9 protein-coding genes and 2 tRNA genes are annotated in these 13,646 nt (G+C 68.2%); 3 read left to right on the forward strand and 8 right to left on the reverse strand.

The window, feature by feature from the left end:
- Nucleotides 1–12: 12 nt before the first annotated feature.
- Nucleotides 13–1,197: an ABC transporter substrate-binding protein gene (locus F1D61_RS20535; RefSeq protein ID WP_432443157.1), complete on the reverse strand. Its 1,185-nt coding sequence runs from the start codon at nt 1,195–1,197 to the stop codon at nt 13–15.
- Between the two features lie 389 nt (nt 1,198–1,586).
- On the opposite strand from F1D61_RS20535, the gene F1D61_RS20540 reads away from it, so the two are divergent.
- Nucleotides 1,587–3,944 (forward strand): FAD-dependent monooxygenase, encoded by a 2,358-nt coding sequence (locus F1D61_RS20540; RefSeq protein WP_203153662.1) that lies wholly within the window; start codon nt 1,587–1,589, stop codon nt 3,942–3,944.
- A gap of 181 nt (nt 3,945–4,125) precedes the next feature.
- Complete coding sequence (locus F1D61_RS20545; protein WP_203153664.1) at nt 4,126–5,811, forward strand: methyl-accepting chemotaxis protein; 1,686 nt, start codon at nt 4,126–4,128, stop codon at nt 5,809–5,811.
- Nucleotides 5,812–6,225: 414 nt separating this feature from the next.
- Here the strand turns inward: F1D61_RS20545 and argC are convergent, their stop codons facing one another.
- The 5 genes from argC to F1D61_RS20570 all read right to left on the reverse strand — a co-directional run bounded on the left by argC (nt 6,226) and on the right by F1D61_RS20570 (nt 10,174).
- Complete coding sequence (argC, locus tag F1D61_RS20550) at nt 6,226–7,203, reverse strand: N-acetyl-gamma-glutamyl-phosphate reductase (RefSeq protein WP_203153666.1); 978 nt, start codon at nt 7,201–7,203, stop codon at nt 6,226–6,228.
- A 297-nt stretch (nt 7,204–7,500) separates the two neighbouring features.
- Complete coding sequence (locus tag F1D61_RS20555) at nt 7,501–8,136, reverse strand: alpha/beta fold hydrolase (protein WP_203153668.1); 636 nt, start codon at nt 8,134–8,136, stop codon at nt 7,501–7,503.
- Nucleotides 8,137–8,211: 75 nt separating this feature from the next.
- Nucleotides 8,212–8,287, reverse strand: a tRNA-Lys gene (locus F1D61_RS20560).
- Between the two features lie 104 nt (nt 8,288–8,391).
- Nucleotides 8,392–8,467 (reverse strand) — tRNA-Lys (locus F1D61_RS20565).
- Between the two features lie 177 nt (nt 8,468–8,644).
- Nucleotides 8,645–10,174, reverse strand: coding sequence for a 2-isopropylmalate synthase (locus F1D61_RS20570; protein ID WP_203153670.1), 1,530 nt, complete (start codon nt 10,172–10,174; stop codon nt 8,645–8,647).
- A 457-nt stretch (nt 10,175–10,631) separates the two neighbouring features.
- Between F1D61_RS20570 and F1D61_RS20575 the strand changes: the two genes are divergently transcribed.
- Nucleotides 10,632–10,964: a hypothetical protein gene (locus F1D61_RS20575; RefSeq protein WP_203153672.1), complete on the forward strand. Its 333-nt coding sequence runs from the start codon at nt 10,632–10,634 to the stop codon at nt 10,962–10,964.
- A gap of 218 nt (nt 10,965–11,182) precedes the next feature.
- On the opposite strand, the gene F1D61_RS20580 is transcribed toward F1D61_RS20575, so the two are convergent.
- On the reverse strand, nt 11,183–12,490 hold the full coding sequence (locus F1D61_RS20580) for a trans-sulfuration enzyme family protein (RefSeq protein WP_203153674.1): 1,308 nt from the start codon (nt 12,488–12,490) through the stop codon (nt 11,183–11,185).
- 183 nt (nt 12,491–12,673) lie between these two features.
- Nucleotides 12,674–13,621, reverse strand: coding sequence for a CHAT domain-containing protein (locus F1D61_RS20585; RefSeq protein WP_203153676.1), 948 nt, complete (start codon nt 13,619–13,621; stop codon nt 12,674–12,676).
- Nucleotides 13,622–13,646 lie beyond the last annotated feature (25 nt).

Raw genomic sequence — 13,646 nt, forward strand, 5'->3', positions numbered from 1 at the left:
AGCGGGTCACGGTTACTTCATCTTGCACTCGGCCGCATAATTGTCCTGATAATTCGAAAAGATCTTTTCGGCGATCTGGGTCTCGTACTTGCCGTCCGGGCGCTTGGCCGCCTTGACGAGGTAGAAGTCCTGGATCGGATAGTGGTTGTTGCCGATCTTGAAGGCGCCGCGCAGGGAGGTGAACTCGGCGGCCTTGAGGCCGGCGCGGATCGCGTCCTTGTCCTTCAGGTCGCCCTTGGCGCGCTTGACCGCCGCGTCGATCATCAGGGCGGCGTCGTAGGCCTGCATGGCGTAGGTGCCCGGCACGCTGCCGTACTTCTTCTCGTAGGCGGCGACGAAAGCCTTGGATTGCGGGTTGTCGAGGTTCGGCGCCCAGTTGGCGCCGCCATAATACCCGACCGCCGCGTCCTTCTGGGCCGGCAGGGTGCTCTCGTCGACCGTGAAGGCGGAGAGGAACGGGATCGTGCTCAGGCCCGCCTGGCGGTACTGGCGCACCAGGTTGACGCCCATGCCGCCGGGCATGAAGGCGAAGACCGCGTCGGGCTGCGCCGCCGAGATCTGGGCGAGCTCGGCCGAGAAGTCGAGCTGGCCGAGCGGGGTGAACATCTCGTTCACGACCTCGCCCTTGTAGGAATGCTTGAAGCCGGCGAGCGAATCCTTGCCCGCCTGATAGTTCGGCGCGAGCAGGACGAGGCGCTTGTAGCCCTTGTTCTGGGCGTACTTGCCGAGCACCTCGTGGACCTGGTCGTTCTGGTAGGAGGAGACGAACAGGTTCGGGTTGCACTCCGCCCCGGCATAGTTCGAGGTGCCGGCATTGGGCGAGATCAGGAAGGCGCCGCCCTCGGTCACCGGGCGCACCACGGCGCGCAGCACGTTGGAGAAGGTCGGCCCGACCACGAAATCGACCCGGTCGCGCTTGACCAGTTCCCGCGCCTTGTTGGTGGCGACGTCGGGCTTCAGCTCGTCGTCGACCGTGACTACTTCGGCGTCGAGCCCGCCGAGCTTCTTGCCCAGGGTGTCGAGGGCCAGCAGGAAGCCGTCGCGGCCCTGCTCGCCGAGCACGGCGGACGGACCCGACAGGGTGAACATCAGCCCGACCCGGACCTTTTCGGCACCTTGCGCGGCGGCGGGGCCGGCCAGCAGCGTGGCGCCCATCAGCGCGGTCGCGAGGAAGCTGGCGTTCCGGATCGGCGTCATCCCGTGTGTCCCTTCTCTGTCGAGAGCATCGACGGCACTTGTCCGGCGCGGCGCGGCCGAAGTCGAGTCGGCACGGGAGGCGGAAGCGGCGCTCTTTCGTCGAGTCCCGGCCTTGCCTCGCCGGGAATACTTTACGCATGAAATATCGTCTGGCAACCGCCATTGGCGAATTTTTCGCCGTGCCCCATCGATGTGCAGTGCAGCGAGCATAGTGCTGAAAGACAAGGCTTTTTGATTGTTGCGCCGCAGCATTCAAACGGGTGCTCGCGATCGGACGGCACGGGGCCGGCCGGTCGGCCGACGCTTCGCCGCACGCCCCCTTGCGCCGAGATATTTCAAGTATAAAGTTTCTCCGTCGGCGAGCCCGCCCCCACGAGAAGGAGCCCCCCATGCGCGTCACGGTGATCGGCGGCGGACCCGGCGGGCTCTATTGCGCGCTCCTGACCAAGAAGCGCCGGCCCGCCTGGCAGGTCGAGGTCTACGAGCAGAACCGGGCCGACGACACGTTCGGCTTCGGCGTGGTGTTCTCCGACGAGACCCTGCACGAGTTCCTGTCGCGCGACCCCCGCTCCTTCACCCGCATCCGCGACGCCTTCTCGTACTGGGACGACGTGGCGATCCACAAGCAGGGCACGCAGATGCGCTGCGGCGGCAACGGCTTTGCCGGGGTCAGCCGGATGCGCCTGCTCCAGATCCTGCAGGAGCGCTGCCGCGAGGAGGGGGTGGAACTCCACTTCGGCGAGAGCGTCCCGCCCGAGCGGCTCAAGGAGCGCTTCCCCGATTCCGACGTCATCGTCGCCTGCGACGGCATCAACTCGCGCATCCGCGACCATTTCCGCGAGGCGTTCCAGCCGGAGGTCGAGATCAAGTCCAACCGGTTCTGCTGGATGGGCTCGACCCGGCCGATGGACGAGTTCAACTACTTCTTCCGCGAGACGCCGCACGGCATCGTCTGCGCCCATACTTACCAGTACGAGCCGGGCCGCTCGACCTGGGTGTTCGAGATGGACGAGGCCTGCTGGCAGGGCCACGGCTTCACCGAGACCGACGAGGAGGGCGGGCGCCGGGTCCTCGAGGCGATGTACGCCGAGGAACTGCAAGGCCACGGCCTGCTCCTCAACCGCTCGACCTGGCGCCGCTTCCCGCGGATCTTCTGCCGGAACTGGTCGCACGGCAACATCGTGCTGCTGGGCGACGCCAAGGCCTCGGCGCATTTCTCGATCGGTTCGGGCACCAAGCTTGCCATGGAATGCGCCATCGCGCTCTCGGATGCGCTGGTGGACAGGGCCGAGGAGGACGTGCAGGCGGCCTTCGCCGCCTATGACCGGGCCCGCCGCACCCCGTGCCAGGTCATCCAGCACAATGCCGACGTGTCGCTCGCCTGGTTCGAGCACATGAACCGCTCCTGGGACATGGACCCCGCGCAGTTCTCCATGGTGGTGATGTGCCGGGCGAAATCCGTCACCTACGACAACCTGGTGGTGCGCGATCCCGCCTACGTGGCGGCGGTGGATGATGCATTCTATGCCCGCCTCTTCACCGAGACCGGGGAGGATTATCGGGAGAGCCGGCCGACGCCGATGTTCACCGGCCTCACGCTCCGGGAGATGCGGATCCCGAACCGGGTCGCGATGGCGCCGATGGCGCAATACTCGGCCGACGCAGACGGCAACCTCACCGACTGGCACTTCGTCCACTACACCTCGCACGCGCTCGGCGGTCCCGGCCTGCTCTTCACCGAGATGACCTGTCCGTCACGTGAGGCCCGCATCACCCCCGGCTGCCCGGGTTTGTGGACCGATGCGCACGAGGCGCAATGGGCCCGCATCGTCGATTTCGTCCACGCCCATACCGACACCAGGGTCGTGATGCAGCTGGGGCATGCCGGCCGCAAGGGCTCGACCCAGGTCGGCTGGGAGCGGATGGACCGGCCGCTGCCCGCCGGCAACTGGCCGATCGTCTCGGCCTCGGCCATCCCCTATCTCGACGGCGTGAGCCAGGTGCCGCGGGAACTCGACCGGGCCGGGATGGATGAGGTGCGCGACGACTTCGTCCAGGCGACGATGCGGGCCGCGCGGGCGGGTTTCGACATGCTCGAGCTGCACTGCGCCCACGGCTACCTGATGGCCTCGTTCCTCTCGCCGCTCACCAACACCCGCAGCGACGAATACGGCGGGTCGATCGAGAACCGCCTGCGTTTCCCGCTCGAGGTCTTCGCCGCCATGCGGGCGGCCTGGCCGGCGGAGCGCCCGATGTCGGTGCGCATCTCCGCCACCGACTGGGCCGAGGGCGGGATGAGCGAGGCCGACACGGTGGCGGTGGCGCAGGCCCTGCACGAGGCGGGCTGCGACCTCGTCGACGTCTCGGCCGGCCAGACCGTCGCCGACCAGCAGCCGGTCTACGGGCGGATGTTCCAGGTCCAATTCGCCGACGCGATCCGCAACCAGGTCGGCAACCGCGCGACGATGGCCGTGATGGCGGTGGGTGCGATCACGGAAGCCGGACAGGTCAACACCATCCTGCATACCCGCCGGGCCGACATCGTGGCGCTCGGCCGGCCGCATCTGTGGAACCCGAATTTCTGCCGCCAGGCCTCCGCCTGGTACGATGCCCGCACGCAATCCTGGCCGAAGCCCTATCGGCCCGGCCGCGACCAGGCCCACCGCGAACTGCCGAAGGCGCGCGAGCAGGAGATCGCCCTGCGGCGCAAGGCACGGCCGCGGCCGCACCAGGCGGGCACCGAGTAGGACCGCCCACGGCGCGGGCATCCTCTGCCCGCGCGACCGGCGTCGGTGCCGACATGTCCGGCGAACTGCCGATTGATGCGCCAGAGACTTTTTTCTTCATCAAGAGCTAACGATGCGACTTCTATAGCATAGGCGCGCCTCGTGGCCCGAGGCGGAACCCTCGATGCCGGGCAGTCGCAGGATGAAGTTGTCGATCAAACACGTCCTGATCGGGACGATCATGACGCTGATGCTGTTCAGCGTGGCGCAGGGCGGCAACGGGATCCTGCGGCTGGTGACGCTGCGGGACGATATCGTGGATGTCGCCAGGACGCGGATCCCGGCCTCGAACCTGATCAACCAGATCTACGCCGAGACCCAGAGCTACCGCATCCACCTCTACCGCTTCGTCGTGACCTCGACCGACGATGCCGCCTACGACCGCAACGAGCAGGCCCTGACCGACAGCCGCAAGGCCCTGGTCGACCTCCAGGCCCAGTACGAGCCGCTGATCTCCGCGCCGGACGAGCGGGCGACGTTCGGGCGGTTCCTCACCCGGTGGAGCGACTACCTCGAAGGCCAGAAGATGGTGACGGGGGCGATGGCGGCGGGCGACCAGGCCTCGGCGCTCGCGACGCTGACCGGTCCGCCGATGACCGCCGCCAATGCCGAGGCGACCGGGGCGCTGCGGCAAATCGTGGCGATGAACGCCGCCGCCGCCCTGGCGAGCGCCGAGACCAGCCGCGCCAGCGCCGGCACCGGCATCCTGTGGGCCGGCATCATGACGGCTCTGGCCTTCGCGGCGGCGATCGGCGCCGCCATCTTCAGCCTCCTCGGCGTCGCCCGGCCGATCGCCCGCATGACCGCCGCGATGGGGCGGCTTGCCGGCCACGACCTCGCGGTGGCGATCCCCGGAGCCGGACGGCGCGACGAGATCGGCGCCATGGCCGCCGCCGTGCAGGTGTTCAAGGACGGGTTGATCCGGGCCCGCGCCCTGGAGGAGGAGACGGTCCTCGCCCGGGCCTCGCTCGAGGAGCAGCGCCGCGCCGGCATGCGCCAGATGGCGGACGCTTTCGAGCGGGCGGTCGGGGGCATCGTCGGCCAGGTCTCGGCCTCGGCGACCGAGTTGCAGGCCACCGCCCAGACCATGACCGCCACCGCGACCCAGACCGCCGCGCAATCGACCGCCGTGGCGGCGGCGGCCGAGGAGGCCTCCTCGAATGTCGGCACCGTGGCGGCGGCGGCCGAGAAGCTGGGGGCCTCGGTGCAGGAGATCGGCCGCCAGGTCGACGGCTCGGCCCGCCTCGCCCAGGCCGCGGTCGCCGAAGCCCGCCAGACCGCGGGTCAGGTGCGGGCGCTGACCGAGGCCACCGCCCGGATCGGCGACGTGGTCGGGCTGATCTCGTCGATCGCCGCCCAGACCAACCTCCTGGCGCTCAACGCCACGATCGAGGCGGCGCGGGCGGGTGCCGCGGGCCGGGGCTTCGCGGTCGTCGCGGCGGAAGTCAAGGAACTCGCCGGCCAGACCGCCCGCGCCACCGAGGAGATCACCGGCCAGATCGCGGCGATCCAGGCCTCCACGGGACAAGCCGCCGGCGCCATCGGCCAGATCACCGCGCGGATCGCGCAGATCAGCGAGGTCGCGACCTCGATCGCGGCGGCGGTCGAGGAGCAGGGCGCGGCGACGCAGGAAATCGTCCGCAACGTCTCCCAGGCCGCAGCCGGCACCGGCGAGGTGACCGGCAACATCGCCGGTGTGGCGGGGGCGGCGGAGGAGACGGGCGCCGCGGCGAGCCAGGTGCTGGGGGCGGCCAGCGAGTTGTCGCGCCAGTCCGAGCATCTCTCGGCCGAGGTGGCGCGTTTCCTCGATACGGTGCGGGCGGCGTGACACCGAACTGATCGGCCGCATCGGGAAAATTTCTGACGATCGGAAATCCCACCCATCCACCTCAGAGCCTGTTTGAGCAGGACTTCTACCCAAGACTTGAGGCGGATGGGATCATCCTACCCGCTAACCTCATCCTGAGGTGCGAACGAAGTGAGCCTCGAAGGAGGGCTCCAGGGATCGCAGAGGCTTCTGGAGCCCTCCTTCGAGGTCAGTCGATCTGCGATCGACTAACACCTCAGGATGAGGTGGAAGGGTAGGATATCTCCTGATTTTTCTCAGTTTTTGTCAAATCACGCTGCTCAAACAGGCTCTCAGGATGAGGTTGCGACCGGGATCGGACAGGCGCTCGCGAGGTCGTTTGGCGGCTCAAACAAAGTCCGAGATCCGCACGCGCACCACCCCGACCCCATCACCTCACGGCCAGACCGGCGCGCCCTCCAGCCCCGCATTCTCCGGCAGCCCGCAGATCAGGTTCGCGTTCTGCACCGCATGGCCCGCCGCGCCCTTGCCGAGATTGTCGACCACGCCCAACGCCATCACCAGGTTGCGCGCCGGATCGGCGGCGTAGCTGACGAAGGCGAGGTTCGAGCCGGTCGCCCACTTGGTCTGCGGCGGCGCGTCGGTCACGCGGACGAAGGCCCGCCCGGCATAGAAGCGCCGGGCGGCTTCCAAGCACTGCGCCGTGGTGGCGCGGCCGCGGCCGTAGATGGTGGCGAGGATGCCCCGGGTCATCGGCACCAGATGCGGCGTGAAGACGAGGCCGGCGGCGCTGCCGCCGCTCAGCTGTTCAATCGTCGTCGCCATCTCGGGCATGTGGGTGTGCTTCAGCAGGCCGTAGGGCACCAGGTTCTCGTTGCTCTCGGCATAGCCGAACCGGCTGTCGCCGCCGCCCCGGCCGGCGCCCGAGATGCCGGTCTTGGCGTCGATCACGATGTGGCCGGGCTCGATCAGCCCCTCGGCGAGGAGCGGCGCGAGCGCGGTGAGCGTCGCCGCCGGGAAGCAGCCGGGATTGGCGATCCGGCTCCGGCCCACGATCCGGTCGGGCCAGATATCGGCGAGGCCATAGGTCCAGCCCTCGACGTAGCGGTGGTCGCCGCCGATATCGACGATTTTGACGCTCCCGGGCACCCGCGCCAGCGCCGCCGCCGAGGTGCCGGTGGGCAGCGAGGCGAACAGCACGTCGAGGGGCGGCAGGGAGGCGGGGTCCCACTTCTCGATCACGAGGTCGGCGAGCCGCGCCGGCACGCCGGGGAAGCGCTCGACCAGGCGGCTGCCGGCGCTGCCTTCGCCCGCGGCGTAGACCAGCTCGAAGGCGGGGTGACCGGCGATCAGGCGCAGGGCCTCGCCGCCGCCGAAGCCGCTGATCCCGACGATGCCGACGCGAATGCTCATGGGTGGGGTGTCCTTCTTGGAATGCGGGCAAAAGAAAACCCCCGGAGCCGGGGGCTGCGGGGGCTTGGTTCGGGATTGCGGGCCGGGTGGCCGCCTCCGGTCGAGGATGAGAGGCCTGAGCCCGTCACCCTGCGGAAGGACACCGATCGACGCGCAGCCGGACAGCCGCCGCGGAGAGGCGGCGTCGGCGTCGATCACACAAGGTCCGGTTCCCGATCATGGCGCGGGACAGTGTCGGCACACGCCTGCCTCGTCAAGCGGATTGTCCGCCGGCCGCCTCGGTGGAGCGGTCTGCGATCAGCCCGCCCGGTCGACGGGAGGATTCCAGGCCGACAGGGCGTCCAGCACCGCCGCGACCGTCGCGGGATGGTCCATCAGCCAGGTGTGGTGGGCCGGCACCGTGCACCCGCGCTCGCCGGCTCCGAGCCGGGCGCGCTCCACGCTGACGAGGCCGTCATGCGGCCGCGGGATCCGGCTGCGGAAGAACGGGATGAGCGCCCGCGTGCCCGCCACCACCACCATCGGGCAGGCCGGGATCGGGATCGCCGGACAGGCATCGGTGCGCAGGTCGTGCAGCGCCGGCCCGAACACCCTTCGCCCGAGCCGGAAGCCCGACACGATGTCGGCCGCCTCGCTGCCGCGGTTCGGCGTGCCCAGCATGACGAGGCCGGCGGCGAGGTCCGGATCCGCCGCGGCGAGGCATCGGGCGACGAGGCCGCCCATGGAATGCCCAACGAGGACGACTGGGCCTCCGGCACGCGGGCGGATCGTCGAGAGGGCAGGAAGCAGATGCGCGGCGCAGGCGGCAAGGCCGAGGCGGCGGGAGGGATAACTCAGATTCTCGACGTGGTGACCGGCGGCGGTGAGGCGCGCGGCGAGCCGCGCCATGCTGGCTTTCGTGCGCCCCAAGCCGTGCAGCAGCACCACGGTCATGCGTGCCTCGGGCAGGATAGTCGACCTGAGGCTGCGTTGCAGCCGGTTCGGTCCGTGATCGTCAGGGGAGGGGAGTGGTGGGCGCACTAGGGCTCGAACCTAGGACCCGCTGATTAAGAGTCAGCTGCTCTACCAACTGAGCTATGCGCCCATCGCCGATAAAGGCGAGAGGGGAACGGCCACCAACCGTTCCGAAGGTGCGGGATACCGTGAAGGTACCCGTTTCAAGTCACCGCGAGAGCAACTTGGTTCTTGTGGTGGGCGCACTAGGGCTCGAACCTAGGACCCGCTGATTAAGAGTCAGCTGCTCTACCAACTGAGCTATGCGCCCGCTCTCACAAGAGCGCCTCCGGGGAAGCCACCAAACCGCCCCGGCGGTGAAGGTCGTTTACTGGGCCGGCGGGGGCTGTCCAGCCCCGATCCCGCCGTGCCCTCGATTTTTTGCCGGCTGGCTCGCCGACCGCGCTCACCCGGCCTGGGTTACTCGGCCCGGATTATTCGGCCCGGGTTACTCCGCGGCGGCGTGCTGGGCGTGCAGGCGGCTGGCGCCGGCCATCAGCTTGTTCAGCGCGGCGAGGTAGGCCTTGGCCGAGGCGACCAGGGTGTCCGGGTCGGCGCCGCGGGCGGTGACGATGCGGTCGTCCTGGCGCAGGCGCACCGAGACCTCGGCCTGGGCGTCGGTGCCCTCGGTGACGGCGTGGACGTCGTAGAGCTCCAGGGCGGCCTCGTGCGGCACCAGGGCCTTGATGGCGTTGAACACCGCGTCGACCGGGCCGTTGCCGTCCGTCTCCTCGGTGACGGTGCGGCCCTCGATGTCGAGCCGCAACGTCGCCCGCTGCGGGCCGCGGGTGCCGGCGATCACCGTCAGGGAGACGAGCCGGATGCGGTCGTGCGCGGTGGCCAGGTTCTCGTCGACCAGGGCCTCGATATCCTCGTCGTAGACGTGCTTCTTGCGGTCGGCCAGCGCCTTGAACCGCTCGAAGGCGTCCTGGAACTGGTTGTCGGACAGGCGGTAGCCCATGTCCTCGAGCTTGGAGCGGAAGGCGGCCCGGCCCGAATGCTTGCCCATCACCAGCGAGGTCTTGTGGACGCCGACCGATTCCGGCGTCATGATCTCGTAGGTGGTCTGGTTCTTCAGCATCCCGTCCTGGTGGATGCCGCTCTCGTGGGCAAACGCATTCCGGCCGACGATCGCCTTGTTGTACTGGACCGGGAAGTGGGTGGCGCCCGCCACCAGCTTCGAGGCGCGGACCAGCTGGGTGGTGTCGATGCCGGTGGCATAGGGCAGCACGTCGGCGCGGGTCTTGATCGCCATCACGATCTCCTCCAGCGCGGCGTTGCCGGCCCGCTCGCCGATGCCGTTGATGGTGCACTCGATCTGGCGCGCGCCGCCCTCGATGCCGGCCAGCGAGTTGGCGACCGCCAGGCCGAGATCGTTGTGGCAATGGACCGAGAACACCGCCTTGTCGGAATTCGGCACCCGCTCGCGGACGGAGCGGAACATCTGCCGGTACTCGTCGGGGGTGGCGTAGCCGACCGTGTCGGGCAGGTTGATGGTGGTGGCACCGGCCCGGATCGCCGCCTCGACGCAGCGGCACAGGTAGTCGATCGGCGTGCGGGTCGCGTCCATCGCCGACCACTCGATGTCCTCGACGAGGTCGCGGGCCTGGGCGACGGTCTTCAGGATGATCTCCAGGACCTCGTCCTCGGTCTTGCGCATCTGGTGGGCCAGATGGATCGGCGAGGTCGACACGAAGGTGTGGATGCGCCCACGCTTGGCAAAGCGTACCGCCTCGCCGGCCCGGGCGATGTCGGCGGGAATGGCGCGGGCCAGGCCGGCGATCACCGCGGACTTGGAACGGCGGGCGATCTCCGCCACCGCCTCGAAATCGCCGTTCGACGCGATCGGGAAGCCGGCCTCGATGATGTCGACCCCCATCGTGTCGAGCATCTCGGCCACCGCCAGCTTCTCCTCCAGCGTCATGGTGGCGCCGGGGCATTGCTCGCCGTCGCGCAGGGTGGTGTCGAAGATCAGCACGCGCTCGGGGAGGTCGCGATGCGGGAGGCCTGGTCGGTCATGATGGCAATCCTGGTTCGCCCGGGATCAGGGGTCGCGCGGGCGCGTCACTGGCAAGAAGGTGTCTCGATCCTCAATCCCCCAAGGGCCCAGGCGCACGCCCGGACGGCCCTCAGGGGCTGATAAGGAGAAGAAGGCCGCCGAGAAGGAGCGCGCGCGCCCGCGCCGCCGAGAGGGCGGTCGTCGGAAGCGTCAGCGGGGAGCCGGCATGAGCCACGGCTCGCGTCTCCTGAAGGGTTACGGAACCCGGGGCGAGGGTGGCTTGTGTACCGGGCCCGCGGAACGATGACAAGGGCATGATGACGCGGGAGCGATGACGAGCCGCGGCCGGCCCTTGCGCCGTACCGCGATTGACCGCCCCGTCCGTGCTTGCGACAAGCTCGGCTTTACGTGTTCAATCCCAAGGTGGAGCCTTCCCGTGTCGTCCTGGAAGCCCGGATTCGCCCTCGCAGCCGTCCTCGCCCTCGCCGCCTGCCAGTCGAAGCCGGCCGTGCCGCCGCCCGCCGCCGGGCTCGGCCCGGTCGCCGCGCTGCCCGCCGGGGCGCTGCCTGCCGGCACCGGCTGCGGTCCCGCCATCGCCCGCACCCAGGCGATCGTCGACAGCGACGTCGCCACCGGCAACCTCAACGCCCCGGTCGGCAAGCGTTTCTCGGCCGATCTCGCCAACGCCTCCGCCGCCTGCGCCGCCGGCCGCGACGGCGAGGCGCTGCACCTGCTGGCCGCGGGCCGGTCGCGCTACGGCTATCCGTAGGCTCGTCGAGCCTGTCGGATCGGGACGACTCGATCGTTCCGACACTCTCCTCGTCATTCCGGGGCCGCGCAGCGGAGCCCGGAATCCAGAACCGCCGATGGTCCAGGATAAATCGGGGATCGTCCCGCCCTCTCCTGAAGCACCTGCGTTTCTGGATTCCGGGCTCCGCTTTCGCGGCCCCGGAATGACTCAGTGGGTATGATAAAGCTTGGGGACAGTTACGCGAGGTTTTCTAGAAAAGCCGCCCGCGCCGCCTGCTCCAGGTCGGCGATCAGGTCGCCGGCCTCTTCCAGCCCGGCATTGAAGCGGAACATCGCGCCCCCCTGTCGCATCGCCGGGTCGCGGCGCGGATGGACCGGCAGCACCAGCGAGACGTGGCCGCCCCAGCTCTCGGCGACGCGAAACAGCAGCAGCGCATCGACGAAGGCCTGAACCCGCTCGACCGGGACCCCCTCGTCGAACACCACCGTGAACAGGCTGTTGCCGGCGCCGAAATACTGCCGGAAGCGGGCATGATACGGGCTCGCCGCCCGGACCGGGCTCAGGATGTCGGCGGTAAAGGGCCTGTCCTCGAACCAGCCCATCAGCTTTGCGGCGGTGGCGGCGTGCCGGTCGAGCCGGTGTTCCGCGCTGTCGACCCGGTGGAGCAGGCGGGTGCAGGTCTGGGGCGAGACCGCGCCGTTGCCGCTGATCCGCAACTGCCGGCGCAGGCGGGCGAGATCGGCCTCGTCGCGGGCGACCACGATGCCGCTCGGCGTGTCGCCGTAGCCGCCCTCGTACTTCGTCGTCGCCTGGACCGCGAGGGCGATCCCGTGGTCGAGGGGCCGGAAGCGGACGTGGCTTCCCCAGGTGTTGTCCATCACCGTGCGGATCCCGGCCGCCCGCGCCGCCGCGACGAGGCCGGCGATGTCCGGGATCTCGAAGGTGCCGCTCGCCGGCGCCTCGAGATAGAGCATCGTCTCGGCGGGCGCGACGCGCGTCCCGGCCTCGCGGATCAGGGCGGCGACCTCCTCGCCGGAGGCGCCGGCCGGGTAGGTCAGGAGTTCGGCGCGCCCCGTCTCGGACAGGTAGCGCCAGGCCGGGAAATAGAGGCCGTCGGGGATCAGCACGGCTCTGGGGGCGAACGCGTCGAGGACGGTCGCGATCGCCGCGAGGCCGGAGGCGCAGACGACCGCGCCGGCGCCGCCATGGAGCCGCGCGAACTTCGCGCAGACCGCCTCGGCCTCCGGCGACAGGACGACGCCGTATTCGGCGCCGCCATAGGGCGCGCGGCCCGCCGCATCGGCCGCCTCGTAGTCGCCGAGGCTGTCGAAGCCGACGCTGCTCTGGCCCACCGAGCCGAGAGCGGACGAGGCGCGGGCCTCCCCGAGGCCGCTCGGGTTGAGGTGGCCGCGCGACGCCGCGAGATCGAGGATCGGGGCGTGGATCGCCCGCGTCTCCGGCCCGCACCCGTCCAGGAACGCCTTACGCCGCTCGATCTTGGAGCCGGCCACGGCGGGGGAGGAGGTGTGGGGGGCACGCAGCACGGCGCAATTCCTTCCAGAGCGATGGTCCGGCGAGGACACAGCCTTCGGGGGGCATGCCGTATAGGCCCAACCCTTGCCGTGGGCCAACAAGTGAGCGCATGCGGTCTAGGGATGGCGTCGGCGTGCCAGATTGCATGTCGGCGAGCGGACGTTCTCGATGGCTTTTATAGCAGAATATCGATATTATTTCGATCTTATGATATTGATCGCCTCCGAAATATCGTCTCTCGGCGGCTCATTGCTGTAATGCCTGTGCAGCGCCTCGCTGAGCGTGGATTCAACGCCCGTGCCGTTCGTTCTGGCCCAGGCAACGATCCTGATCGTTATTTCCCCGGTAGAGCTGAAATCATCAACCATGAAAATAGGACTTTCTGATCGAGCGACTTCCCAATATCGATCCTTGCGTCGATATGATTTGTCACAGATTTCGTACGATACAGAGCCTACATTCTGATCGGCGCCTCTGACGTACAGCACGATGTTGTAATGCCCGTTCGTTACATCGAGGCCGCCGTCTTCCTTGTCGCAGAATTTCGCCATCAATTCGGGCCGCGCATAAAAAATGAGACGGGTCGCGGTCGCGGGCGAGTTCATGTGCAGCTTGATTTGGCTTTCGTCATATCCGGAAACTTTTAGCTCGATTTGGGCCAGCGAGAAAGCGGCGCCCAGAGTGCATGAGTTCGCGAGCGCCGAATAAAATCTCGTAGAAAATCTGATTGCCGCCTGATCCTGTATCTCGCTATCCGCTCCTATGACGGCGTCGATGAATGGCAGTATTGCATCTGACAAATTTGCAGAGTAGCATGCATTGAGAAATACCACTTGCGGACGGCGCGCGATGTTACTGAGAATTTTTGCAAAATCTTTTGCCGTCAGGACGGCAGTTGCTTGATCGTCCCCTGTCAGGGAAATACCAACATCCCCGAATTTCAGTCCGTGGCCTGCAAAATGCAAGATGTCGGGCGGGTCCGTCACAAGAATATCGATACGATCCTTCGCGCGTGTCTCCGGCGAGTGACGGATCAAGAAATTGGAACCCGATCCAACGACCTCCTGGATGTTCCGAACCTCTTCCTGAAGTCGAAGCGGCTCATCCTTTGAGTTCGATGTAACGATCAAGAGTCGCGGCATGATCCTTCTCGCGCTGATTTCGAAG

Origin of the sequence: Methylobacterium aquaticum (assembly GCF_016804325.1) — a bacterium.
GTDB classification, from domain to species: Bacteria; Pseudomonadota; Alphaproteobacteria; order Rhizobiales; family Beijerinckiaceae; genus Methylobacterium; species Methylobacterium aquaticum_C.